This window comes from Bacillus sp. CBEL-1 (genome assembly GCF_004348885.1).
Taxonomy (GTDB): domain Bacteria; phylum Bacillota; class Bacilli; order Bacillales; family Bacillaceae_H; genus Priestia; species Priestia aryabhattai_A.
Genome location: NZ_SBIM01000013.1, coordinates 1,712,836 through 1,736,697, shown reverse-complemented (window position 1 = coordinate 1,736,697; position 23,862 = coordinate 1,712,836). Strand labels below are relative to the sequence as shown.

Annotated in this window: 25 protein-coding genes and 1 other annotated feature; of the genes, 18 read left to right on the top strand and 7 right to left on the bottom strand. The window is 36.0% G+C overall.

Annotation, left to right across the window (positions count from 1 at the left end; translation table 11 throughout):
• Positions 1-65: 65 nt before the first annotated feature.
• Positions 66-1,364, top strand: coding sequence for a UDP-N-acetylmuramate--L-alanine ligase (gene murC / locus EPL02_RS18795; protein WP_131888413.1), 1,299 nt, complete (start codon positions 66-68; stop codon positions 1,362-1,364).
• Between the two features lie 52 nt (positions 1,365-1,416).
• Here the strand turns inward: murC and EPL02_RS18790 are convergent, their stop codons facing one another.
• Positions 1,417-2,532, bottom strand: coding sequence for an aminopeptidase (locus tag EPL02_RS18790; protein ID WP_131888412.1), 1,116 nt, complete (start codon positions 2,530-2,532; stop codon positions 1,417-1,419).
• A gap of 255 nt (positions 2,533-2,787) precedes the next feature.
• Between EPL02_RS18790 and EPL02_RS18785 the strand changes: the two genes are divergently transcribed.
• The 7 genes from EPL02_RS18785 to motS all read left to right on the top strand — a co-directional run bounded on the left by EPL02_RS18785 (position 2,788) and on the right by motS (position 8,537).
• Positions 2,788-3,279, top strand: coding sequence for a DUF948 domain-containing protein (locus EPL02_RS18785; protein ID WP_094911918.1), 492 nt, complete (start codon positions 2,788-2,790; stop codon positions 3,277-3,279).
• A 22-nt stretch (positions 3,280-3,301) separates the two neighbouring features.
• Positions 3,302-3,742 carry a YtxH domain-containing protein gene (locus tag EPL02_RS18780; protein ID WP_131888411.1) on the top strand — a complete coding sequence of 147 codons (441 nt, stop codon included), beginning with the start codon at positions 3,302-3,304 and terminating at the stop codon, positions 3,740-3,742.
• 121 nt (positions 3,743-3,863) lie between these two features.
• The gene (gene ytxJ, locus EPL02_RS18775) at positions 3,864-4,187 is read left to right on the top strand and encodes a bacillithiol system redox-active protein YtxJ (RefSeq protein WP_131888410.1); all 324 of its coding nucleotides are present in this window, start codon (positions 3,864-3,866) and stop codon (positions 4,185-4,187) included.
• A gap of 218 nt (positions 4,188-4,405) precedes the next feature.
• On the top strand, positions 4,406-5,473 hold the full coding sequence (locus EPL02_RS18770) for a bifunctional 3-deoxy-7-phosphoheptulonate synthase/chorismate mutase (protein ID WP_131888409.1): 1,068 nt from the start codon (positions 4,406-4,408) through the stop codon (positions 5,471-5,473).
• Positions 5,474-5,944: 471 nt separating this feature from the next.
• The gene (gene ccpA, locus EPL02_RS18765) at positions 5,945-6,943 is read left to right on the top strand and encodes a catabolite control protein A (protein WP_094911914.1); all 999 of its coding nucleotides are present in this window, start codon (positions 5,945-5,947) and stop codon (positions 6,941-6,943) included.
• 78 nt (positions 6,944-7,021) lie between these two features.
• Entirely contained in the window at positions 7,022-7,831 is an 810-nt protein-coding gene (gene motP, locus EPL02_RS18760) for a flagellar motor protein MotP (RefSeq protein WP_094911913.1), read from the top strand.
• A 37-nt stretch (positions 7,832-7,868) separates the two neighbouring features.
• Positions 7,869-8,537 (top strand): flagellar motor protein MotS, encoded by a 669-nt coding sequence (motS, locus tag EPL02_RS18755; RefSeq protein ID WP_286175492.1) that lies wholly within the window; start codon positions 7,869-7,871, stop codon positions 8,535-8,537.
• 50 nt (positions 8,538-8,587) lie between these two features.
• Here motS and EPL02_RS18750 read toward each other — a convergent pair whose 3' ends face one another.
• Genes EPL02_RS18750 through EPL02_RS18740 form a run of 3 tightly spaced genes read right to left on the bottom strand, consistent with a single transcriptional unit; the run spans position 8,588 to position 11,056 of the window.
• Positions 8,588-9,766: an acetoin utilization protein AcuC gene (locus EPL02_RS18750; protein ID WP_131888407.1), complete on the bottom strand. Its 1,179-nt coding sequence runs from the start codon at positions 9,764-9,766 to the stop codon at positions 8,588-8,590.
• The gene (locus tag EPL02_RS18745) at positions 9,763-10,407 is read right to left on the bottom strand and encodes an acetoin utilization AcuB family protein (protein ID WP_131888406.1); all 645 of its coding nucleotides are present in this window, start codon (positions 10,405-10,407) and stop codon (positions 9,763-9,765) included. Before EPL02_RS18745 ends, EPL02_RS18750 begins: the two co-directional genes overlap by 4 nt.
• Positions 10,408-10,423: 16 nt before the next feature.
• Positions 10,424-11,056: a GNAT family N-acetyltransferase gene (locus tag EPL02_RS18740; RefSeq protein ID WP_131888405.1), complete on the bottom strand. Its 633-nt coding sequence runs from the start codon at positions 11,054-11,056 to the stop codon at positions 10,424-10,426.
• A 222-nt stretch (positions 11,057-11,278) separates the two neighbouring features.
• Between EPL02_RS18740 and acsA the strand changes: the two genes are divergently transcribed.
• The 9 genes from acsA (at position 11,279) to EPL02_RS18695 (ending at position 20,031) form a co-directional block, all read left to right on the top strand.
• Entirely contained in the window at positions 11,279-12,994 is a 1,716-nt protein-coding gene (gene acsA, locus EPL02_RS18735) for an acetate--CoA ligase (protein ID WP_094911909.1), read from the top strand.
• 116 nt (positions 12,995-13,110) lie between these two features.
• Positions 13,111-13,326: a binding site (T-box leader), on the top strand.
• A gap of 59 nt (positions 13,327-13,385) precedes the next feature.
• The gene (gene tyrS, locus EPL02_RS18730; protein WP_094911908.1) at positions 13,386-14,642 is read left to right on the top strand and encodes a tyrosine--tRNA ligase; all 1,257 of its coding nucleotides are present in this window, start codon (positions 13,386-13,388) and stop codon (positions 14,640-14,642) included.
• Between the two features lie 301 nt (positions 14,643-14,943).
• The gene (arr, locus tag EPL02_RS18725; protein WP_131888404.1) at positions 14,944-15,360 is read left to right on the top strand and encodes an NAD(+)--rifampin ADP-ribosyltransferase; all 417 of its coding nucleotides are present in this window, start codon (positions 14,944-14,946) and stop codon (positions 15,358-15,360) included.
• Positions 15,361-15,798: 438 nt separating this feature from the next.
• Positions 15,799-16,155, top strand: coding sequence for a DUF6220 domain-containing protein (locus EPL02_RS18720; RefSeq protein WP_131888403.1), 357 nt, complete (start codon positions 15,799-15,801; stop codon positions 16,153-16,155).
• Positions 16,156-16,172: 17 nt separating this feature from the next.
• Positions 16,173-16,367 (top strand): DUF5957 family protein, encoded by a 195-nt coding sequence (locus EPL02_RS18715; RefSeq protein WP_131888402.1) that lies wholly within the window; start codon positions 16,173-16,175, stop codon positions 16,365-16,367.
• 16 nt (positions 16,368-16,383) lie between these two features.
• Positions 16,384-17,451 carry an ABC transporter permease gene (locus EPL02_RS18710; RefSeq protein WP_131888401.1) on the top strand — a complete coding sequence of 356 codons (1,068 nt, stop codon included), beginning with the start codon at positions 16,384-16,386 and terminating at the stop codon, positions 17,449-17,451.
• Positions 17,451-18,134 carry an ABC transporter ATP-binding protein gene (locus tag EPL02_RS18705; RefSeq protein ID WP_131888400.1) on the top strand — a complete coding sequence of 228 codons (684 nt, stop codon included), beginning with the start codon at positions 17,451-17,453 and terminating at the stop codon, positions 18,132-18,134. The genes EPL02_RS18710 and EPL02_RS18705 overlap by 1 nt, the downstream gene beginning before the upstream one ends.
• Before the next feature lie 120 nt (positions 18,135-18,254).
• Positions 18,255-19,340: a sensor histidine kinase gene (locus EPL02_RS18700; protein WP_131888399.1), complete on the top strand. Its 1,086-nt coding sequence runs from the start codon at positions 18,255-18,257 to the stop codon at positions 19,338-19,340.
• 1 nt (position 19,341) lies between these two features.
• On the top strand, positions 19,342-20,031 hold the full coding sequence (locus tag EPL02_RS18695) for a response regulator transcription factor (protein ID WP_131888398.1): 690 nt from the start codon (positions 19,342-19,344) through the stop codon (positions 20,029-20,031).
• A 644-nt stretch (positions 20,032-20,675) separates the two neighbouring features.
• Here EPL02_RS18695 and rpsD read toward each other — a convergent pair.
• Together rpsD and EPL02_RS18685 are read right to left on the bottom strand one after the other, a co-directional pair.
• On the bottom strand, positions 20,676-21,278 hold the full coding sequence (rpsD, locus tag EPL02_RS18690; protein WP_025909471.1) for a 30S ribosomal protein S4: 603 nt from the start codon (positions 21,276-21,278) through the stop codon (positions 20,676-20,678).
• A 299-nt stretch (positions 21,279-21,577) separates the two neighbouring features.
• On the bottom strand, positions 21,578-22,057 hold the full coding sequence (locus tag EPL02_RS18685; RefSeq protein ID WP_094911907.1) for a GAF domain-containing protein: 480 nt from the start codon (positions 22,055-22,057) through the stop codon (positions 21,578-21,580).
• 246 nt (positions 22,058-22,303) lie between these two features.
• Here EPL02_RS18685 and refZ point away from each other — a divergent pair, with 246 nt between their 5' ends.
• Positions 22,304-22,957 (top strand): forespore capture DNA-binding protein RefZ, encoded by a 654-nt coding sequence (gene refZ, locus EPL02_RS18680; protein ID WP_094911906.1) that lies wholly within the window; start codon positions 22,304-22,306, stop codon positions 22,955-22,957.
• Here the strand turns inward: refZ and hisJ are convergent.
• Complete coding sequence (hisJ, locus tag EPL02_RS18675) at positions 22,943-23,740, bottom strand: histidinol-phosphatase HisJ (protein ID WP_131888397.1); 798 nt, start codon at positions 23,738-23,740, stop codon at positions 22,943-22,945. The genes refZ and hisJ overlap by 15 nt on opposite strands.
• Positions 23,741-23,862 lie beyond the last annotated feature (122 nt).

The following is a 23,862-nucleotide window of genomic DNA, read 5'->3' as shown; positions in this document are numbered from 1 at the left end:
AAGAGCAATTATTGATAACCGTCATATACTGTCTTACAGATAGACGAATGTTGGAGGTTCTTTATATGACAGTTTACCATTTTGTAGGTATTAAAGGAACAGGGATGAGTGCGTTAGCACAAATCTTAAATGATACGGGCTTTCAAGTTCAAGGTTCGGATATTGAAAAAGAAATCTTTACACAGAAAGCATTAGAAGAGCAGGGGATTCCTGTTCTACCTTTTAATAAAGAAAACATTAAAGAAGGCATGGTTGTAATTGCTGGAAATGCGTTTCCTGATACGCATGAGGAAATTGCAGAAGCCATGGAGCGCGACATACCTGTTGTTCGCTATCACCGTTTTTTAGGTGACTATATGAATCAGTTTACAAGTATTGCTGTTACAGGTGCTCACGGTAAAACATCCACTACTGGTATGCTAGCACATGTTATTCAAGGCGCTGAGCCAACTTCATATTTAATTGGAGATGGCACAGGGAAGGGCGTAAAAGATAGCAAATATTTTGCATTTGAGGCATGTGAATATCGTCGTCACTTCTTATCCTATACGCCAGATTATGCAATCATGACAAACATCGATTTTGATCACCCAGATTATTTTGCAAACATCGAAGACGTATTCAGTGCGTTTCAAGAGATGGGTTTGCAAGTGAAAAAAGGTATTATTGCCTGTGGTGATGACGAGCATCTTCAGCAAATACAAGCAAAAGTACCAGTCTTGTATTATGGATTAGGTGAAGAAAACGATTTTCAAGCTCGCAATATCGTGAAAAGTACGACTGGAACAGCATTTGATGTATTTGTACGTAATACATTCTTTGCATCATTTGAAATTCCTGGATACGGAGACCATAATATTTTAAATGCTCTATCAGTAATTGCTCTATGTCATTATGAAGACATCCCTGTAGCTGTGTTACAAGAGCGATTTAAGACTTATCAAGGCGTAAAGCGTCGTTTTAGTGAAAAGAGTGTTGGAAAGCAAGTATTAATTGATGATTACGCGCATCACCCAACGGAGATTAACGCAACAATTTCAGCAGCTCGTCAAAAGTATCCAAATCGAGAAGTAGTTGCTGTATTCCAACCTCATACATTTACAAGAACACAAACGTTCTTAGAAGACTTTGCTACAAGTTTACAACATGCTGATAAAGTATACTTATGCGATATCTTCGGCTCAGCTCGTGAACAGCAAGGCAAGCTTTCAATTGAAGATCTGCGCAGTAAAATCAGCGGAGCAGAGCTTATTAATGAACAAACAATTGAAACGTTAAAAGGTCATAATGAAGCAGTTCTTGTATTTATGGGAGCTGGGGATATTCAAAAATTTGAAGAGTTATACCAAAAAACGGTTTCATAATAAAAAAAGCTCAGATTATTAATCTGAGCTTTTTTAGTGCTTGGATAATTGATTATTTCAAATTATCTGGATTTAATCCTTTTAATTCTTCTAATACGAAAAGACCGTCTTTACGTATCAATACATCGTCAAAGTAAATTTCTCCACCGCCATATTCAGGACGTTGAATCATAACCATATCCCAATGAATATTTGATTTGTTACCATTGTATGCATCTTCATAGCATTCTCCTGGGGTAAAGTGAAAGCTACCATCAATTTTCTCATCAAATAAAATATCTTGCATTGGGTGTTGAATATATGGGTTTACACCAATTGCAAATTCTCCAACAAAGCGAGCACCCTCATCTGTATTGAAAATTTCATTGATACGCTCTGTATCGTTAGCCGTTGCATCAACAATTTTTCCATTTTCAAACGTTAGCGTTACGTTTTCAAACGTAAATCCTTGATATGGTGAAGGTGTATTATAAGCAATGGTTCCATTTACTGAATCACGGACAGGTGCTGTGTAGACTTCTCCATCCGGAATGTTCATTTCGCCAGCACATTTTACAGCAGGAATATCTTTAATAGAGAATGTTAAGTCTGTTCCTTTTCCAGTTAAACGAACCTTGTCCGTACGATTCATTAAATCAACAAGCGCATCCATCGCTTTACTCATTTTGCTGTAGTCTAAGTTACATACATCAAAGTAAAAATCTTCAAATGCTTCTGTGCTCATTTTAGCCAATTGAGCCATTGCATCATTTGGATAGCGTAGTACAACCCATTTTGTTTTTGGAACACGGATATCACGGTGGACTTTTTTACCGATTGTATTTCCATGAATACGCATTTTGTCTCCTGGTACATCGGATTGTTCAAAGATATTAGAACCTGAACGTAATCCAATATAAGCGTCCATTTGCTTCATCACGTTTGCTTCAAAATCAGCCATCATGCTATATTGCTCTTCTTGTGCACCTTGAAGGAGAGCACGGTCTACCGTATGGTCTTTTAATAAAACAAATGGATATCCACCTGCAGCATATGCTTCGTTTACAAGGGCAGTTACAAGTTCACGTTGCAAGCCAAAGTTTTCAATTAAAACTTTTTCACCTTTTTGAAGACGAATGGAATAATTAATTAAGTTATGCGCCAAAGTTTGAATTCTAGGATCTTTCATATGTATTCCTCCTTTAAAATAAGCGACAACTGTCACTTTCTTATTGTAACCGATTATTTATTTTTTGTTGATGAATATGGAATGTTTTAGTTATACTTTCCAAAGGATAAGGCAATAAATAATAAAAGTTTAAGAAAATGAGGAAGATAGTGTATGATAAGGATAAACACTTCCAATTTTTGATCCTATGTTTAAGTTATTTTGAAATTGGGAACGTATTTGTATCAACAATTATGAACGAGGAGGGGATTAAATATGATTCTTATTTTATATTTAAGCGCTGCAGTAGTCGCTATTGCGATTTTTTATCTTGTTGTTTCAGTATCAAAGACGCTTCGTTCTGTACAACAAACTCTTACTTCTGTGGCAGGAACGCTCGACGGTTTGGAAAAACAAATGACAGGTATTACAACGGAAACAACTGCACTCTTACATAAAACTAATTTATTGGCAGAAGATATTCAACGAAAATCGGAAGCTTTAAATACCGTAGTGGATTCGGTGAAAGGTGTTGGAGACTCGATTCATGATTTAAATAAATCTTTAAAGAACGTGTCTACTAGCGTCTCGCAAAAGGTAGAAGAAAACAAAGAGACTGTTGCACAAGTTGTTCAATGGAGCAATGTAGCAATGGATGTGTGGGAACGATTGAAAGCGAGAAGAAAGCCTGTACAACAATCTACTGTTGATTCCACTGCTGCTGAGTTAGTTGAACCATCAAAAAAACGCTCAAGATCTTATTCTTAAAAGTATACTGGAGGAGAAAGCAATGGCAAATAATCAATCAACAAATAAAGACTTTTTATTAGGAACGATTATTGGAGGAGTAGTAGGAGCAGCGACTGCTTTATTGTTAGCTCCGAAAGCAGGTAAAGAACTAAGAGCGGATTTAAATGAACAAGCTGCTTATGTTCGTTTAAAAACGGAGCAAGTAAAAAATAGCGCTGTTGAAAAAGGACAAGAATTTGCTCAAACTGCGAAAGTAAAAACAGCAGATTTGTCGCATACTATCTCCGAGCAATCATCACAAGTGGTAGATAAAGTGAAAAATTTTAGAAAAGCTGATCAGCATGAAGACAATTTACCACCAACAAGCCTCGAGGTACTTGCTGATGAAGTAGAGTCTCAAAGTGATGAAGACTTTCATCAAAAGCTAACGGAAGCCCAAGAAGCGTTAGATGAAGTAGAAAGCAATATCAATCGCCCTTAAATTTGCTAGTAAGCGTTCATCTACTTGAACGCTTTTTTTTATGACTATCCCATATGTTAATTTATTGTGAATGAGTAATTTGGAAGGTAAAATAAAGAAAAAACTTAAAAGGATGATGAAAATGAAGAAAATTACAAGCGTAGAAGAGTTTAATGAAGTAGTCAACGAAAATGAATCTTTTCTATTTTTAAAGCATAGTACAACCTGTCCAATTAGCGGCGCAGGTTATGAAGCATTCTCGAACTATGTAAACAACCAAAACTCAGTGAAAGCATACTATTTACACGTCCAAGACGCACGTCCACTATCAAATTATATTGCTGAGACATATGGTGTTAAACACGAATCACCACAAGCTCTTTTCTTTGAGAATAATAAAGTAAGTTGGGACATTTCACACTGGAAGATTACCGAAGAAGAACTAAGTAAAAGAGTAAGTAAATAAAAGGTAAAGAAAGCTTGCGTGCTGAAAGATTGCGCAGGCTTTTGCTTTATTGTGCTTCAGGTGAATTTCGTATAAAATGAATGTAACTTAGTCGTCTCCTCTATCTATATCCTCCTAGATCAACAGATTCTTCAAAGGACTTTTGTGTTTTAGTTATTTTCAGCAGCGAGATAAACACATGAATATTGATAACCGTAAAGGTGAAAGGGTGGAACCAAATGGCGAAACAAGATTTACAGCAACTACGTGCTCAAATTGATGAACTGAACCTACAGCTATTAAAAGTTATTAATGAAAGAGGACTGCTCGTTCAAGAGGTTGGTAAACTAAAAGGAGTGCAGGGAACGAATCGTTTTGACCCCGTCCGTGAAAGAGCAATGCTTGATTTAATTGTTGAGAAAAATGAAGGGCCATTTGAAACATCTACTCTACAGCATATCTTTAAGGAAATTTTTAAAGCGAACCTCGAGCTCCAAGAAGATGATCATAGAAAAGCACTTCTTGTCTCAAGGAAAAAAAATCCAGATAATACAATTGTCACGGTAAAAGGAGAAGCAATTGGCAATGGTAGTCAGCGGTTTATTGCAGGCCCTTGTGCAGTTGAAAGCTATGAGCAAGTTGCTGCGGTGGCAAAAGCAGTAAAGCAGCAAGGAATTAAGCTTCTTCGCGGTGGTGCTTATAAGCCTAGAACGTCACCGTATGATTTTCAAGGGTTAGGTTTAGAAGGGCTGAAGATTTTAAAGCAAGTTGCTGATGAATACGATTTAGCGGTGATCAGTGAAATCGTGACCCCTGGTGATATTGAAACAGCACTTGAGTATGTAGACGTTATCCAAATTGGTGCACGAAACATGCAAAACTTTGAATTACTAAAAGCAGCAGGAAGTGTGAATAAGCCTGTATTATTAAAAAGAGGTTTAGCTGCTACAATTGATGAATTTATTAATGCTGCTGAATACATTATGTCAAAAGGAAACGGTCAAATTATCTTATGTGAACGTGGAATTCGAACATATGAGCGAGCAACTCGCAATACGTTAGATATTTCGGCTGTTCCAATCTTGAAAAAAGAAACGCATTTACCAGTTCTTGTCGATGTTACGCACTCCACGGGACGAAGAGATTTATTGCTTCCAACTGCTAAAGCAGCGCTTGCAATTGGAGCTGATGGAGTCATGGCAGAAGTTCATCCAGACCCAGCTGTTGCATTATCAGATTCTGCCCAGCAGATGAATATTCCTCAATTTAATGAATTTATGAATAAGTTAAAGCCGCTTTGTAACTGAAATGTATAAATGAGAAGCCTGAAACTCATGTTTCAGGCTTCTTGTATGAAAAACTGTACTGTTATAAGTAGAAAAAAGCAATAATGTTGCATCTTTACAATAAGTTTGCTAAAAATAGGAAAGGATAAAAAGACAGAATCATTTTTTGAAAATCTGGTGAAATTTGTCGGAAAAAGGCGCTAAAGGCGTTGCGGTTCAGCACATAGTGTCGTATAGTAGTTACAGATATTCGCTATAATTCTGTCAATTATTTTTTATTCAAGCCCCTGTATGTACGTGTATATACATAAGAACTTTTGATGATTTATGAATAGACGTTATATAGAATGGGTATTTAATGGGTATATAAAAATCATGAATGAAAATCTTACAACTATTTCGTTATATGCAAGAAGGATTTATATACGTAATTACAAGTTATCATTTTAGGACAAAATAAGTGAACAAGTAATAAAAAAGGAGCGTGTCGTTATGAACGTAACAATTTATGATGTAGCAAGAGAAGCGAGTGTATCAATGGCAACGGTTTCGCGCGTTGTGAACGGAAACCCTAACGTGAAGCCTTCGACAAGAAAAAAAGTATTGGAAACAATTGAACGTTTAGGCTATCGTCCTAACGCAGTAGCAAGAGGGTTAGCAAGTAAAAAGACAACAACAGTAGGGGTTATTATCCCAGATATCTCAAGTATCTTTTATGCAGAACTTGCACGTGGTATTGAAGATATTGCTACAATGTACAAATATAATATTATTCTAAGTAACTCCGATCAAAATCAAGATAAAGAACTTCACCTATTAAATACAATGCTAGGTAAACAAGTAGACGGAATTATTTTCATGAGTGGTAATTTAACTGAAGAGCATGTAGAAGAGTTAAAAAAGTCACCGGTTCCGATTGTATTAGCAGCATCTATTGAATCTACAAACCAAATTCCATCTGTCACAATTGATTATGAACAAGCAGCATATGATGCGGTTAAGTCTTTAATTGACAATGGCCACAGTAAAATTGCGTTCTTAGCAGGTACTCTAGAAGAACCAATTAATCATGCCAAAAAATTAAAAGGCTATGAAAGAGCATTAACAGATCATCAAATTGATGTTCAAGATTCCTATATTGTGGAAGGCGATTACACGTACGATTCAGGTATTGAAGCAGTTGAAAAGCTATTCGAAGAAAGTGAAAAACCGACAGCTATTTTTGTAGCTACTGATGAAATGGCTCTAGGTGTTATTCATGGTGCACAAGATCGTGGATATAACGTGCCAAATGACCTTGAGGTTATTGGATTTGATAATACGCGTTTAGCTACGATGGTACGTCCGCAGCTAACTTCTGTTGTTCAACCAATGTATGATATTGGTGCGGTAGCTATGAGATTATTAACGAAGTATATGAATAAAGAAACTGTTGATAGCAGCATTGTTCAGCTTCCACACCGTATTGAATACAGACAATCAACAAAATAAAAACAAATTTCCATAAGTAGCTAATGAGCTTAGTCATGCAAAAACATATTGAAGTTGCCATTAGTGGGGAGAGAAGGTATGAAGAAATTTGATCTATTAACGCCTATAGGGATACTAATTGGTATCTCTATGGTTGCGTTTGGCGTTATTTCTAGCGGCGGAGTACAAGGTTTTTTAATTTTTATTGATTTCCCGTCCATGCTTATTGTCTTGGGGGGAGTTTTCGGAGCTCTATGCGTAAGCTTTCCAATTAGGCAGCTTCGTAATATGTGGAGAGTTGGTTTACAAGCTTTTCAATCAAAAGAATCAAACGTTGATGAGATGATTGGGAAATTTGTACAGCTATCAGAATTAGCAAGGCGTGAGGGATTATTAGCACTGGAAGCAGAAATGCACAAGGTCCATGATCCATTCGTACGAAAAGGACTTTTATTAGCAATTGATGGCGTAGAACCTGAAATAATTAAAGAAATGTTAGAAGCAGAAATTATTGGAGTTGAGGAACGTCATTCTAGGGGGAGAAATATGTTTGAAAAAGCTGGTGACTATGCTCCAGCTTGGGGAATGGTAGGAACATTAATTGGACTTGTTTTAATGTTAAGGAACTTAAATACTCCTTCTACACTTGGTCCAAATATGGCCATTGCACTTCTGACGACATTATATGGTTCTCTTCTTTCAAATTTATTATTTCAGCCAATTGCAGCCAAGCTAGCAGTAAAAACAGAGCAGGAAGTATTTATGAAAGAAGTAGTAATTGAAGCTGTTGTCGGTTTGCAAAACGGTCAAAACCCTAGATTATTGCAAGAAAAGCTAAAAGCATTTATACCAGCTAAAAAAGTAGGACAATCTCAGCTTAAAGAGAGGACTAGCGTCCGTGAAGCGTAGAAAAAAAGTTCAGCATTCTTCACAGTCAAACAAATGGATGGTGACGTTTGCAGACCTTGTTACATTAATATTGGTGTTCTTTATTTTACTTTTCTCTATGTCTAATATCGATAATATTAAATTTAAACAATTAGTAAACTCTTTGGGCTTATCAGAATCTAATGGGGTAAACGCTTCTATTATTGAATTTGAATCATCGTCGCATCCGCGAGAAAAAAACAATGAAAAAGGCGTTAGTAACAAGTCAGCGGAGCTTGATCGTATTCTTTTACAGGTACAACAATATCTTGAAAAAAATAACCTTCAAGAAGTGATAACGGCGAATCGGGATAAGCGAGGAGTCGTTTTGGTATTACAAGAACAGGTGTTGTTTGAAACAGGAGAGGCAGAGATTTTAAAAAAAGGCTATCCGTTTTTAAATGAGCTAGGTGAGCTTTTTACGACCATACCTAACCAGATTAAAATTGAAGGCTATACCGATAATCGACCGATTAAAACGTACCGTTATCCATCGAACTGGGAGTTATCTACTGCAAGAGCAAGCAGCGTTATTCGCTACTTTACAGCTAATTATGATTTGAAGTCTGAGCAATTTATCGCTATTGGTTACGGGGAAGCAAAGCCTGTTGTTGAAAATACGTCAGAAGCCAATATGCAAAAGAATCGACGCGTTGAGATTATTATTTCTGACCCAACAAATGAATAGTTATTGAGAGTATGGCCTCTTCTCAGATTATGAGAGAAGGCCATGCTTTTTTAGTGAGATGAAGCTTCTTTCTGATGCGAACGAATAGGAAAAAGAGCTCGAGAGACAGTATGAGCATTCTTTTCCTCAATTTCTTGCCGTCTTGGAATCGGGTCATAGATTCCATCTTCATCATCCCACTTTGTACAGATGGGGATGGGAGCTTCCCTCTCCCACTTTTGAACCCAGGTTGCGGGTAAACTTCCCGTAATATCTTGCTTTTCTAACATCTCTAGCCAAATAAAGGACCAAGCGCGTGGAACTACACGCCAAATATCATATCCTCCACCACCTACTCCAATCCACTTCCCGTTGCAGTATTTATGAGCAATCTCATGCGCGATTTTTGGAATTTCCCGATACATTCTAGTTGTGCCGCAAAGATGAGTAAGCGGATCATAGTAATGAGAATCAGCACCGTTTTGAGTTAAGATCACATCTGGCTTGAAGAACGCAGCAATCTCTTCAAGTGATGTTTTATAGGCATGTAACCATGAGTCGTCTTCTGTATAGGCATCAACTGGTATATTAAATGAATATCCGTATCCTTTATTATGGCCACGCTCATTTACATCTCCAGTTCCAGGGAATAGATATCTTCCCGTTTCATGAATGGATAAAGTACATACAGAAGGATCATCGTAAAAAGTCCATTGTACGCCATCACCGTGATGAGCATCTGTATCGACGTATAAAATGCGGGCACTATATTTTTCTTGCATATAGCGAATAGCTACCGCACTATCATTATAAATACAAAAGCCAGATGCTTTTCCTCGAAAGCCGTGGTGAAGTCCACCACCAAGGTTTAGTGCATGGTTAGCCTTTCCTGACATGACTTGATCTACGGCAGTAAGCGTACCACCAACGAGAAATGCACTAGCCTCGTGCATGTTATGAAAGATAGGTGTATCTTCCGTCCCTAATCCATAGCTTTCAGCTTTTGTGTTCGATAAATTTCCTGATCCAGCATCTTTAACAGCTTGTATATAAGCAGGGTCATGAACGAGCGCTAGCTCTTCGTCAGTAGCCATTCTTGGCAAGACAAGTTGTTTTTCTGTTAGCATTCCAGATTCCAGCAACAGTTCATAAGTTAGCTTTACTCGAAGCTGGTTAAAAGGGTGGTGTTGATTAAATTTATAAGTTAATAAATCTTCAGAGTAAATAAAGACGGCATCTTGTTTTTTCATAACGTATTCTCCAGTGGTTTTGGCCAAATAACTTCGTAGCCGTGATCACGTAAATCGTTAAGAATGCTAAGTGGATTAAACGTTTGAACCCTAAAAACGAGTACTTTATATCGATCATCTTTATCAGGGTATACTAGGACGCTTAAGATATTTGTACGGTGTTGACCGAATATAGCTGTCACGTCACTTAAAACACCCGCTTGATTTTTAACTTTCACTTCAATATGTGACCCAGGCTTATGTGAACCAGTTAACTGAATAAAGCTTCGCAATAAGTCTCGTTCAGTAACAACACCGATTAGACGGTTTTCTTGTGTAACAGGTATGCATCCGATTTGGTTTTCATAGAAGACGTTTGCCATATCTTCCACAAAATCAAGGGGATGTGCAGTAATAACATTTTTTTTCATGATGCGATAAATAGGTTCTGATAATTCAGTAGACTGTGAAGATGGATCTAGAATTGATGGGCTAGCATCTCGTATATCACGATCGGAGATAATACCAACAATATGATTTGCATGATTCACAATTGGAATGTGACGAATTTTATATGTATCTAGTAAGTGAAGTGCTTCAGCAATGGTATCAGTCGGTGCTAGAGTAATAACATCTTGAATCATAATTTCTTCAACAAGCATATAAAACGCCTCCTTATCAATACATAAAGCGATTTTGAAAACGTAGGTGGTCAAACGATTGAACGCTATCTAACTTGACTCTTTTTCCTATTCGAGCCATTAAACAGTTGGCAGGATGTGAGCTGATTTCTGGATCATCTGTTGCATACCAGGTTAATCCACCTGTGTTCATCATTTTTTCCATGATTTTACGATATTCCCACACGTTTAAGCCTGTTCCTTTTAAATCCCAATGCCAATAATATTCTGTTGTAATAATAATATAATCTTCCATTGCATCATCCATCATTGAAACCTTCAATAAACTTTTTCCAATAGAGTAGCTTCTAAATGGAGCTGCCACCTCAATGGCACCTAGCTCAATTAAATTATCCATTTTCCCTTCAGACCATCTTTCTAGAGGGTCTGGGTATAAGAAGGTGACATAGCCAACAACGGTATGGTTAATACGTGCAACAATAATTCTACCTTCAGGTAAGTCGGCAATTTCAACTAGAGCTTGCTTTTGCTGTTCAGCGGGTCTAAAGGCCGTTAATTCTTGGTGGAAATCTAGCTGTGCTAATGTTGTAGAGGAAACGGGACCTTCAATGACTAACGTCCCAACAGGAGTTTTAACTTCTTTCATATTGTATGTTTTGATGTGATTCAACAAGGTCACCACCTTTATTCGGTCTTATCTGTATTATACATAAAATCGAGATAAATGAAGCGTTTTCAATAAATTTATCGAGAAAAAAAGGAAATTGGTAGAATTAGTCGAATTATTTTATCGAGAACAGAGCGTTTTTTTGAAGAATATTTTTAAAATTGAGAAAACTATTACTCTGTTATATAATAGGGATGAGAATATTTACATAAGGGGGAGTTTGTGATGAAGGTGGAAGCGCTTCCTGTAATTAACGGTGAGTATAATTTACAGGACTATGATCAAATGTATACAGAATTTGATTGGTCACAGGTGGAAAAAGAATTTTCTTGGCATGAAACAGGTAAACTAAATGCTGCCTATGAAGCAATAGATAGGCACGCAAACTCTACGAGGAAAAATAAAGTAGCGCTTTATTATCGCGATGCGAATCGTAATGAAAAGTATACGTATCGTGAAATGAAAGATTGGTCAAATAAAGCAGCGAATGTTTTAAAACAGGCAGATGTTGAAAAAGGAGACCGCGTTTTTATTTTTATGCCGAGATCTCCTGAACTGTATTTTGCTCTTATAGGTGCTATTAAATTAGGAGCTATTGTTGGTCCATTATTCGAAGCATTTATGGAAGGTGCTGTGAAAGATCGACTTGAAGACAGTGAAGCGAAAGTATTAATTACAACTCCAGAATTACTCCAACGTGTACCCGTCCAGGAATTACCCGCTTTAAAACATGTTCTTCTTGTAGGTGAAGAAGTGGAAGAGCATGGACCATTTTTAGATTTTAATCAGCGTATTGCACAAGCAAGTAAAGAAGTTGAAATTGAATGGGTTGATCGAACTGATGGTATGCTGTTGCACTACACATCAGGTTCAACTGGCAAACCAAAAGGTGTTTTACATGTTCATAATGCGATGCTCCAACACTATCAAACTGCTAAATGGGTGTTGGATTTAAAAGATGAAGATGTATATTGGTGTACGGCTGATCCTGGTTGGGTCACAGGTACATCTTACGGTATTTTTGGTCCATGGCTAACCGGCTCAACAAATGTTATTATTGGTGGACGTTTTAGTCCAGATTCGTGGTATCAGGCTCTTGAAGAGTACGGTATTACCGTGTGGTATAGTGCGCCTACTGCTTTTCGTATGCTGATGGGAGCGGGAGATGAGCTTGTAAAGCGCTATAATCTATCTCAGCTTCGTCATGTTTTAAGTGTAGGTGAACCTTTGAATCCTGAGGTTGTGCGCTGGGGGATGAAGGTATTTCAAAAGCGCATCCATGATACGTGGTGGATGACAGAAACAGGTGCTCAAACAATTTGTAACTACCCGTGCATGAAGATTAAGCCGGGATCGATGGGCAAGCCAATTCCAGGCGTGACAGCAGCTATTGTTGATGATCAGGGCCAAGAACTCCCACCTTATCGAATGGGGAATTTAGCTATTAAAAAAGGCTGGCCTTCTATGATGCATACAATTTGGAATAACCAAGCAAAATATGAATCATATTTTATGCCAGGTGATTGGTACGTATCAGGAGATTCAGCTTATATGGATGAAGATGGTTATTTTTGGTTCCAAGGGCGAATCGATGATGTTATTATGACAGCTGGTGAGCGTGTAGGGCCGTTTGAAGTTGAAAGTAAGCTTGTGGAACATCCAGCAATTGCTGAAGCAGGAGTTATCGGAAAACCAGACCCTGTTCGTGGTGAAATTATTAAAGCATTTATCGCATTAAGAGATGGTCACCAACCTTCGGATGAGTTGATTGAGGAAATCCGTCAGTTCGTGAAAAAAGGGTTGGCTGCTCATGCAGCGCCACGTGAAATTGAATTTAGAGACAAGCTTCCAAAAACAAGAAGCGGTAAGATTATGCGCCGTGTCTTAAAAGCATGGGAGTTAGATCTTCCAACAGGTGATTTATCAACTATGGAAGATTAATTTTAAAAAAACTCAAAGAGATTTCTCTTTGAGTTCTTAGTTTTTAATCACATAGATTGCTACTTGAATTTTAAAATGAAATCATTCATAATAATGCTGTATAGATTTTTTTAATATAAAATGCAGAGATAGGAAAAAGTAGTAGCTGTCTCCCTGTTAAAGAGAGCTGGTGGTCGGTGTAAATCAGCCATAGACAGATATGAAGTACATCCTTGAGCATCTTTTGTGAATATTTTAGTAGCAAAAGACGGGAAGACCGTTACATCGTTTAAGTGGAAAATAACTGTTGTTATTTTCAAATAGGGTGGTACCGCGATATTTTCGTCCCTTCTTTTATAGAAGGGGCGTTTTTGTGTTGTTTTGAAAGATATATTAAAGGAGAGAAATTTAGATGAGCATTTTACAAGATCTTGAATTCCGTGGTCTTATTAATCAACAAACGGATGAAAAAGGGTTAAGTGAGTTATTAAATTTGGAATCAGTTCGCTTATATTGTGGATTTGATCCAACGGCTGATAGTTTACATATTGGCCATTTGTTACCGGTGTTAATTTTACGTCGTTTCCAGCAAGCTGGCCATCAGCCAATTGCACTAGTTGGTGGAGGTACAGGTCTTATTGGAGATCCAAGTGGGAAAAAAGCAGAACGTACGCTAAATGAAAAAGAAACGGTAGCAATGTTTAGTGATCGTATTAAAGGTCAGCTATCTCGCTTCTTAGATTTTGAAAACGGAGATAATCAAGCGGTTATTGCAAACAACTATGACTGGATTGGATCTCTAGATGTTATTACTTTCTTACGTGATATTGGTAAGAACTTTGGCATCAATTACATGATGGCAAAAGATTCAGTTCAATCGCGTATTGAGTCAGGAATTTCTTTCACAGAATTTAGTTACATGATTCTGCAGTCTTATGACTTCTTAAATTTATACAAAACGTATAACTGTAAGCTACAAATTGGGGGAAGTGACCAGTGGGGGAACATTACAGCTGGCCTTGAACTAATTCGTAAATCAGAAGAAGATGCAAAAGCATTTGGTTTAACAGTTCCGCTTGTAACAAAAGCTGACGGTACAAAGTTTGGTAAAACAGAAGGTGGAGCAGTTTGGTTAGACGCTGAAAAGACAAGTCCTTATGAGTTCTATCAGTTCTGGATTAATACCGATGACCGCGATGTTGTAAAATACTTAAAGTATTTTACGTTCTTATCTCATGAAGAGATTACAGCACTTGAAGTATCTGCTAATGAAGCACCTGAAAAACGTGAGGCTCAAAAGGCATTAGCGTCTGAAATGACGGAGCTTGTTCATGGGAAGGCAGCTCTAGAGCAAGCAATTCGTATTTCACAAGCTTTATTTAACGGTAACATTTCTGAGTTAACTGCAGCAGAAATTAAAGAAGGATTTAAAGATGTACCTTCTTACAATCATAGTGGTGAAGAAGTAGGACTTATCGATTTGCTTGTTGAAAGTAAAATTTCTCCGTCTAAACGTCAAGCGCGTGAAGATGTAACAAACGGAGCAATTTATATTAACGGAGAACGTATTCAAGACCTTCAAAAAGTAATGACGGAAGAAGATCGTATTGAAGGGCAGTTCACAGTTATTCGACGCGGTAAGAAAAAATATACGTTGATTCAATATTAATGAAAAAGACGCTCACACTGGAGCGTCTTTTTATTATTAGAAAAAGAACAGAAAATAAGTCTATTGCAGTAAGTAGAATTAAAAAAATTCGATTGAACTGTATCTTAATGGATTTTATTGAAGGGAAATGGTGAGGTTTCATGCTAATTAACAATGACATGGGGGTTACTAATAAATAATAGGGAATTATCGTCCTCTCTACTTACATTATACAACTAATAGTAAGTTATTTATAGACTACACTTTCTAAAATTCCTGTCCTATACTGTTATATACAAATTTAAAAATGAGGTGTATAAGTATGAATGACAAAAGAGATGTAATAGATAAAGGTCCTTTCTTTCATGGCACTAAAGCAGAACTGAAAATTGGAGATCTTTTAGAGCCACAACACTTATCAAATTATCAAGACAAAAAATCTAACTATATATATTTCACAGCCACATTAGATGCGGCTAAATGGGGTGCTGAATTAGCGACATCTAAATCTAAAGAAAGAATTTACATTGTAGAACCATCAGGTGATTTTGAAGATGATCCTAATTTAACCAACAAAAAGTTTCTGGGGAACCCCACACGTTCTTATAGGTCTAAATCGCCTTTAAAAATAATAGCTGAATTAAGTACATGGGAAAGGCATTCCGATGAAGAAATAAATCGTATGCTAACATCTTTACAAAAGTTACGTGAACAAGGAAATGATGTAATAATTGATTAATCTTTAATTGGAATATATTAATACAACCCTGAAGAGAAATTTCAACCTATGTTATCAAAGTAAAAGAAGTCTCTCTTCTCCCAAGCTTCGGTATGAAAAGTTATTCTATATTTTTTCTTCATAAGTATCTTTAACTGCGAGAGTATATCTTCCAAATAGTTCGTAACTCTTAATGAAATAGTAAGTTTCTATCTATAATCGACAGCCTAATATGTGGCTGTCTTTTTTATTGTTGAAAGAATCCTAAAATATTGTAGAAAGGGTAGCTTTAATATTAGATGCCTCAATTACTGTAAGAACAAGTTACTTAATAAATATTTAAGAAATCTCTAAGAGGATGTTTATAATTGCATCCTACTATACAAATATAGCAAAACAAAAGGAGGGCACAAATTGAAGTAAGTAAGTACAAGTAATCGTGTAGGACGAATCACATATTTGGTATTAGCGATAGTTTTTACAATTTGTATTATCATTCAAATGTTCTGGGGTGGTATGGCAACATTTGTGAATCTAGCTAACTGGAAGAATCATGTAGTATTTGTACAGAAATTTGGATTTACGATACCACTCTTAATGCTTGCCTTCGCTTACTTAGGTGCGGTTCCAAAAAAGGCTTATGGGCAAATGTTTGCACTATTTGGATTGACGTTCCTAATGTATTTTACTGCAAATATTTCAAGGATTATTCAGTGGATAGGAGCTACGCACCCTGTTGTGGCAATTCTATTACTTGCTCTATCTATTGTAATTCTGTTTAGCTCTTGGAAACTTGTTAGTAAGAATAAGACTTAGAAAGGATTGTATAAATCGTGAGAGTTTTTATAGCAGTTATTGTTGGAGTATTTGGTGGTTTTATTTTAGGTATAGCTCTTTCTAGTTTCATTGGTGTTGTAGGTATGACGCTTTTTAATGAACCATTTGGAATTAAATATCTTTCCTATTACACATCTTTTGTTTGTGCAATCTTAGTACCAATCATAGATCACAAAACTTTTAAAAAGTAAAAAAGGAGAATTTATTATGTTTTTAGCCTTTAAAGAGATGGCCCAATCAAAAATTAGATACACATTGATAGGGTTAATTATGATTGCGGTTTTATTTCTAGTGTTCTTTATCTCAGGATTAGCAAATGGTCTTGCATATGGGGATGGTGCTGCAATCAAATATTTAAGCGCCGACTATGTTGTAATGAACAAGGAGGCCAATGGTGCGATTATAAAATCGGAATTAACATTAGATGATATAAATACTATTAAAGACCAGATAAGTGAGGACGCTACGCCTCTTTCTATCACGATGATGTCATCTTTAGTTAAAAGTGGAGAGGCACCTGCCGATGTTACGTATTTTTCGGTGAACACAGATAAATATCCGGAAATAGAAGTTATAGAAGGAAAAAATATTAGTGAATTAGATAAAAATGAAATAATTGTCGATGAAAGTTTAAAAACTACCGGTTTTCAAATAAATGATAAAGTGGTAGATAAAGTGACTGGAAAAGAGATGGTGATTGCAGGTTTTTCAAAAAATCAACTTTATTCAAATATTCCTGTCGTTTATACAGATCTTGAGATGGGTTTAAGTTCAATATATCAATCTGAATCCATGTATAATGCGGTACTATATTCAGGTGAAAAAGTTGATATGAAAGAGTACGATACAAGGTCCGTTAACCAAACAGTGAAAGCAATCCCAGGGTATAAAGAAACACAAGGTTCATTAAATATGATAGTCGTCTTCCTATTTATTATTTCAGCGTTTGTTTCAACGGTATTTTTTTATGTCATAACGATACACAAATTAAACCAATTGGGAGTATTGAAAGCTATTGGTGCAACTACTGGTTATATTGCAAAGAGTATTATGATTCAAGTCATTTTATTAACTGTGACAGGTTTAACTTTTAGTAGTCTACTCGTTTACGGTATGACTCAAGTAATTCCAGAAGAAATGCCCTTTAGATTAACTCCAACTTTAATGCTCGGTACTGCTGCATTATTTTTACTATTAAACTTAATTGGTGCTTTATTATCAGTTTATCAAGTTGCTAAAACGGATGCACTTGAAGCTATTGGGAGGGTTGAATAATGAAACAAGATATATTGAAATTAGAGAATATTTCAAAAATATTTGGTGATGGTGATTCGACGGTTACAGTATTAAAGAACATTTCATTCAGTGTAAATCGAGGAGAGTTTATCGCAATTGTAGGTCCATCGGGTTCTGGAAAAAGTACGTTGTTATCTATTATTGGAGCATTATTAACGCCTACTAAGGGAAAGGTTATAGTAGATAATAAAAACATAGAACACTTTAACTCGGCAAAACTAACTTCTGTAAGACGAGACAAGATAGGATTCATATTTCAATCTGCCAATTTAATTCCTTATTTAACTGTAAAAGACCAATTATTATTAGTAACAGATATTGCAAAGAAAGGGAAAAGGGGAAATGTGGAAAAGTCAAAAGAATTAATTGAACATCTAGGTTTAACTCATAGACTTAAACAATATCCCAACAAACTGTCAGGCGGGGAAAAACAAAGAGTTGCCATAGCAAGAGCTTTTATGAATGATCCTGATATTGTTCTAGCTGATGAGCCAACAGCAAGTTTAGACTCTGAACGCGGGAAACAAGTAGTAGAAATGATTTCAAAGGAAGTAAAATTAAGAAATAAAGCAGCCATTATGGTAACTCATGACGAAAGAGTATTACATCATTGTGATCGGGTGTTATATATTGAGGATGGTCAAATATTTGAGCAAGCATAACTATTTATCGGCAAATTAAGCTGCCAAGGGAAACCAGGCAGCTTTTCTCTTTGAAAAAGGAGTTCTTGTTTAGATAATAATCAAAGATAAGGAGAAACTGTAAACTAAGAAGGTGAGCGTATGTCGATTAAAAAGAGATTGATTCTCTCTAATCTTGGAATGATTGTTATTCCGCTTGGAAGCTTTTTATTAGTAGAAATAATTTTAGGTTACTTAATGTTTGATATGTTTAATGGGGAATTAAAAGGGGAGCAGTTAAAGTTCTTTGTTAGTTTTCGAATAATTGCAATGGTTATCATACTAATAGTAACAAATGGTTTAATGACGTATTATGTTTCAAAAAGCATTCTAAAACCTATTAAGAAGCTTTCACTTGCAGCAAAAGAGATTAGTCAAGGAAATTTAGAGTTCAACATCACATCAGATTCAATGGATGAGATAGGTCAATTATCCAACATATTCGAAGAAATGCGACGAAAGCTAAAAGAAGCAGATATGATTCAATCTCAATTTCAACTGAATCGTCAAGAGCTTATAGCTAGTATTTCTCATGATTTGAAAACACCATTAACCTCTATTAAAGGTTATGTTCAAGGGATACAAGATGGAGTGGCAAATACTCCTGAAAAATTAAATCGATACATGGAAATAATTTATAGGAATACAACAGATATGGATAGCTTAATTGATGAGCTTTTTCTATATTCAAAATTAGACTTACATCAAATTCCTTTTCACTTTGAGGAAGTGGACTTAAAGTTACTGTTTTCTGATTTTATTGATGAATTATCTTTTATGTTAGAAAAAGAGCATGGGAGAGCGATTCTTTCGTATGATTGTGGGGAAATTTATTTGGTAGAAGCAGATCGAGATAAACTATATCGAGTAGTAACAAATATTGTACAAAATAGTTTGAAATACATGGATAAAGAACAAAAGGAAATCACAATTAATCTAACATCTTTTACTGATGAGGTAATTGTTGAAATAAAAGATAATGGTAGTGGGATTAGCAATGAAGATTTACCCTACATATTTGAAAGTTTTTATCGAGCAGACATGTCTAGAAATTCATCAAAAGGTGGAAGTGGTTTAGGGTTATCCATTGCAAAAAAAATTATAGAGGGACATGAAGGAAAGATTTGGTGTAAAAGTACTTCGGGTATAGGTACTAGCATTTATTTTAAATTAAAAAAGGTGAAGTAAAATGAAAAAAGTATTAATTATTGAGGATGAAATGGATATAGCGGAATTACAAAGGGATTATTTGGAAGTAAATGGTTTTGATAGTGATATCGCATCAACAGGTGAGGAAGGACTCCAATTAGCGAATTCAAATAAATATGACCTTATGTTGATAGATGTGATGTTACCAGGAGTAAATGGATTGGAACTATGCAAGGAGTTACGAAAAAAATATGATATTCCTATTTTGATGGTGACAGCTAGAAAGGAAGATATTGACAAGATTAAAGGGTTTGATCGAGGAGCAGATGATTATATTGTCAAACCTTTTAATCCTAATGAGTTAGTTGCAAGAGTGAAAGCACACATATCAAGGTATGATCGTCTAATAAATCGCGAAAAAGAACAAGAAACCTTGCAAATTAGAGGATTGGTTATTCATCGAGACTCACGAAAAGTCATTATAAATAAGGAGGAAAAAATATTTACAGCAAAAGAGTACGATTTATTACTTTTTTTGGCGGAAAATGCAAATAGAGTATTCTCGAAAGAGCATTTATTTGACCGAATATGGGGATATAATTCTATAGGTGATATTACAACAGTTACGGTCCATATTCGAAAAATTAGAGAAAAGATTGAAGAAGATCCATCAAACCCAAAATTTATTGAAACAGTTTGGGGTGTAGGTTATCGCTTTAAAAAAGAATAAAATAAATCTGGTGCTCTATTGAAAAAGAATCTTGCTTTTATGGTTAGTAAAAAAACATTCAGATTCACTGTTGAGAAAGATATATAGGTTTTATCTGCTTGTTTTATTAACGGAATACTATTTGTATAAGATAGAGGAGGAAAAAGGAAAATTATTTCTGTAAGGTACAAGAATACTGTTCAAGTAAATGATATTAGACAATCGGGAGCGATTCATCTGTTGCTAAAATAAATTCTGTATAAGTAAAGGGATGATATTAACAAATATTTAGCCGGAGTCAATTGTTATGAAAATTTCTAGCTACAATTAGTGGACTAGAGTATAACAGTTATAACTATTATATATATTCGTACTCAATAGCGGTTCTGTGGGATAGAGGTATAATCTACCCAGAATCTACATAGACAATGGCTCACTCGACAATTGAAGAGTGGACTTACTATTATGATAATAATAAATTTAGCCACTCTAATAGTAAGCGTCTGTACACGAGTTTTTAATTAGAATTAAAGTTCCTTCAAAACTCCTCTCAAATGGTTGGGAGAATACGCTATTCTACAAAGCCGAAAATAAACAAAAAACCTAGAACCTTGCTGTAACAAGGGTTCTAGGTTTTTTGTATTTCTCTTTAAAGAGAAAATTAATTAACGAGAGTAGAACTCTACGATTAGTGCTTCGTTGATTTCAGGAGATAGTTCAGTACGCTCAGGTAAGCGAGTGAAAGTACCTTCTAATTTTTCAGCATCTACAGTTAAGTAGTCTGGTACGAAGTTTGTAGCTTCTACAGATTCTTTAATAATTGAAAGGTTGCGAGACTTTTCGCGAACACCAATTACTTGACCTGGTTGTACACGGTAAGATGGGATGTCAACACGTTTACCATCAACTAAGATGTGACCGTGGTTAACTAATTGACGAGCTTGACGACGAGTGCGTGCAAGACCCATACGGTATACTAAGTTATCAAGACGAGCTTCTAAAAGAATCATGAAGTTCTCACCGTGCTTACCAGTTAATTTACCAGCAGCAACGAATAAGTTACGGAATTGACGCTCGTTTACGCCGTACATGTGACGTAATTTTTGCTTTTCTTGTAATTGTAAACCGTACTCAGAAATTTTCTTACGTTGTCCTGGACCATGTGGACCTGGAGCGTAAGGGCGTTTTTCTAATTCTTTACCTGTACCACTTAGAGAAAGACCTAAGCGACGAGAAATTTTCCAACTTGGACCTGTATAACGAGCCATGATGACTCCTCCTTGTTTGTGTTTTTATTTTATGCAAAACAAAAACAGACACATTCTAGCGATATGCTCATTTTGTTTTCATGTACCATCGCTCTAGCAGCAGAGAGTTACACGATACACCATCAGCTTATGCTGAGGAACAAAATGAAAAACATAAAGAAGATTGTATAAGCTGCAATATTTTACACAACGAGTATTATATGTTTTCTAATTAGAATTGTCAAGTCCATGTCTTTGAAATGTGATGAGGCATATTCACTATAAAAGAGGGGTTCTTAAGAACCCCTCTTTATTACTTATCACATTGCTTCTAGTAAAGCTTCAACAAACTTCTCTAAATAAGCTTGATCTAGCTCATCGAAACGGCTTTTAATTGGGCTATCAATGTCAAGCACACCAATTAATTTACCGTCTTTTACAATAGGAACAACGATTTCTGATTGAGATGCAGCATCACAGGCGATGTGACCAGGGAACTGATGTACATCAGCAACGAGCTGAGTTTGATGTGTTTCAGCTGCAGTTCCACAAACACCTCGTCCAAATGGAATCCTTACGCATGCCGGTAATCCTTGGAAAGGGCCAAGCACTAGTTGGTTTCCTTCCGTTAGATAAAATCCAACCCAGTTTACATCTTCTAAAAACTGATTTAAAAGTGCTGAAGCATTAGAAAGGTTTGCGATGAAATTATTTTCACCGTCAATTAATGCACGAAGTTGTTTTAAAACGAGCTCGTAATTTTTTTCTCTTGATTCGCTATAGTTTTCGACATGAAACATGTTATTCTCCTCCATTCAACATAAAACGTATAAAAATGTATCAAAGCGCGTCGTTCTGTTCATTACTTTGTCGATAAAAGATTACAGGAACTTAGAAGCTTATCACGAATTATGTAGATAAGCCGATAAAACCCTTTTAAATAATGTAACGATTTCTCTGGGATTTTGCAATGACTTTGATTGCGCATAAGAATACGTAATTTCTGTTTAAATATCACTTGATTGAAAAAAGATGAGGTGGTAAAAATGGCTACTCAAGCTAAAACGAAGGAACGAATTATTGACGCTGCGGTTTCATTATTTAACGCGAAAGGCTTTGATGGAACTTCAGTACGCGAAATTGCTACAAGAGCAAAGGTGAACGTAGCGAATATTTCATATTACTTTGAAGGAAAAGAAGGTCTATTAGAAACCCTTGTTACAACTTACTTTGAAGGCTATATAGCAGCGCTTGAAAATGAATTTGAGCTCAGAGAATATAAAGATGCTAAGGAATGTTTACAAGGGATGGTTGCTGCTGTACTGAATTATCAGCATGAAAACCGTACAATTGCGCGACTTGTTTATCGTGAGATTTCACTAGACACGACGTTCATAAGAGAAGTTATGACAACATACCTGGCAAAAGAGAAGTATTATCTCAAAACTGTTTTAGAAAAAGGAATGGAGAGCAGGGAATTTCGAAAGGTTAACGCTTCATTTATCATTATCCAGTTAAAAGCGCTGCTTTCGATGCCTTACCTCCATCCACAATATTTAACAGAAGTATTATATATCATGCCTCAAGAAACTTACTTTTTAGAACAATACACTGGTGAACTAACCGCTTGGATTCAAACGATGCTATATGAACAGTGTGAATCGAACAAGCAAGTGCACGTGCGTTTAACAAGAAAATAGCGCTTCGTAACCTTGACCGAGGTCCTTCGCACAATGGGCATCTGATCCATAGACAAGAGGGATCTTTTTTTTGCGTGCTAATTCAAGCACATTAGGAGCAGGGTATGCTTCTTGACAAAGAGGTTTAAATAGCCCAGCTGCATTATAATCAAGCTCTAAGTTATTTTCCTGAATGGCTAATAAAATCGTATTGATTTCTTCAGTAAACGGATTAGGACACGGAAATTGCTTTTGGAACTTATGAACGAGCGTCATATGTCCAATTCTCTGTGGCTTAAAAATTCCTAAGTCACAATTTATAGACTTCAACAACGTTTCGTAGTACTTATCATATGTTTTGCTTACACTTCCAAATTTCTGTACAATATGAGCAAATGCTTCGGGGCTATAATCTAAACAAAAGTACTGGCGGTCAAACCTTAAAAAGTGAACAGACAGTATGCTGTCGTCTAAGTGAGGGCCGTATTCATTTAAGAATTGCGCAGTTTTCGTTTCAAATCCATCAATATAATCCACTTCAAGTCCAACATTGATCTTTAAGTCGTTGGCATACTGCTCTTTTATGCGATGGACATCCTTTAAATAACCTTCAAGCTGTGCCATAGACATGCTGCTATCTTGTTGTGGAGTAGGATCAACAAAACTCTCAGGAAGTGGGGCATGCTCTGTAAATGAAATTTCCTGAAATCCTAATTGGATGGCTTGCTCTGCATAAGCTTGTAATGAATCTTTTGAGCCATGTGGACAAAACGGTGTGTGAATATGACGGTCTACCTTCGTCAATTTGCATCATTCCTTTCATTTTCTTTAATTGTAACGTTGCAGTCTAAAACTTCAACTGCACAACTCGAAATTTCAACAATTTTGTCGATAAGTTTAGAAAAGCAAAAGGTTTTTTTTGAAAG

Coding starts and splice junctions, on each gene's coding strand:
- murC (WP_131888413.1), top strand. CDS start 66: ATGACAGTTTACCATTTTGTAGGTATTAAAGGAACAGGGATGAGTGCG.
- EPL02_RS18790 (WP_131888412.1), bottom strand. CDS start 2,532: ATGAAAGATCCTAGAATTCAAACTTTGGCGCATAACTTAATTAATTAT.
- EPL02_RS18785 (WP_094911918.1), top strand. CDS start 2,788: ATGATTCTTATTTTATATTTAAGCGCTGCAGTAGTCGCTATTGCGATT.
- EPL02_RS18780 (WP_131888411.1), top strand. CDS start 3,302: ATGGCAAATAATCAATCAACAAATAAAGACTTTTTATTAGGAACGATT.
- ytxJ (WP_131888410.1), top strand. CDS start 3,864: ATGAAGAAAATTACAAGCGTAGAAGAGTTTAATGAAGTAGTCAACGAA.
- EPL02_RS18770 (WP_131888409.1), top strand. CDS start 4,406: ATGGCGAAACAAGATTTACAGCAACTACGTGCTCAAATTGATGAACTG.
- ccpA (WP_094911914.1), top strand. CDS start 5,945: ATGAACGTAACAATTTATGATGTAGCAAGAGAAGCGAGTGTATCAATG.
- motP (WP_094911913.1), top strand. CDS start 7,022: ATGAAGAAATTTGATCTATTAACGCCTATAGGGATACTAATTGGTATC.
- motS (WP_286175492.1), top strand. CDS start 7,869: ATGGTGACGTTTGCAGACCTTGTTACATTAATATTGGTGTTCTTTATT.
- EPL02_RS18750 (WP_131888407.1), bottom strand. CDS start 9,766: ATGAAAAAACAAGATGCCGTCTTTATTTACTCTGAAGATTTATTAACT.
- EPL02_RS18745 (WP_131888406.1), bottom strand. CDS start 10,407: ATGCTTGTTGAAGAAATTATGATTCAAGATGTTATTACTCTAGCACCG.
- acsA (WP_094911909.1), top strand. CDS start 11,279: ATGAAGGTGGAAGCGCTTCCTGTAATTAACGGTGAGTATAATTTACAG.
- tyrS (WP_094911908.1), top strand. CDS start 13,386: ATGAGCATTTTACAAGATCTTGAATTCCGTGGTCTTATTAATCAACAA.
- arr (WP_131888404.1), top strand. CDS start 14,944: ATGAATGACAAAAGAGATGTAATAGATAAAGGTCCTTTCTTTCATGGC.
- EPL02_RS18710 (WP_131888401.1), top strand. CDS start 16,384: ATGTTTTTAGCCTTTAAAGAGATGGCCCAATCAAAAATTAGATACACA.
- EPL02_RS18705 (WP_131888400.1), top strand. CDS start 17,451: ATGAAACAAGATATATTGAAATTAGAGAATATTTCAAAAATATTTGGT.
- EPL02_RS18700 (WP_131888399.1), top strand. CDS start 18,255: ATGTCGATTAAAAAGAGATTGATTCTCTCTAATCTTGGAATGATTGTT.
- EPL02_RS18695 (WP_131888398.1), top strand. CDS start 19,342: ATGAAAAAAGTATTAATTATTGAGGATGAAATGGATATAGCGGAATTA.
- rpsD (WP_025909471.1), bottom strand. CDS start 21,278: ATGGCTCGTTATACAGGTCCAAGTTGGAAAATTTCTCGTCGCTTAGGT.
- EPL02_RS18685 (WP_094911907.1), bottom strand. CDS start 22,057: ATGTTTCATGTCGAAAACTATAGCGAATCAAGAGAAAAAAATTACGAG.
- refZ (WP_094911906.1), top strand. CDS start 22,304: ATGGCTACTCAAGCTAAAACGAAGGAACGAATTATTGACGCTGCGGTT.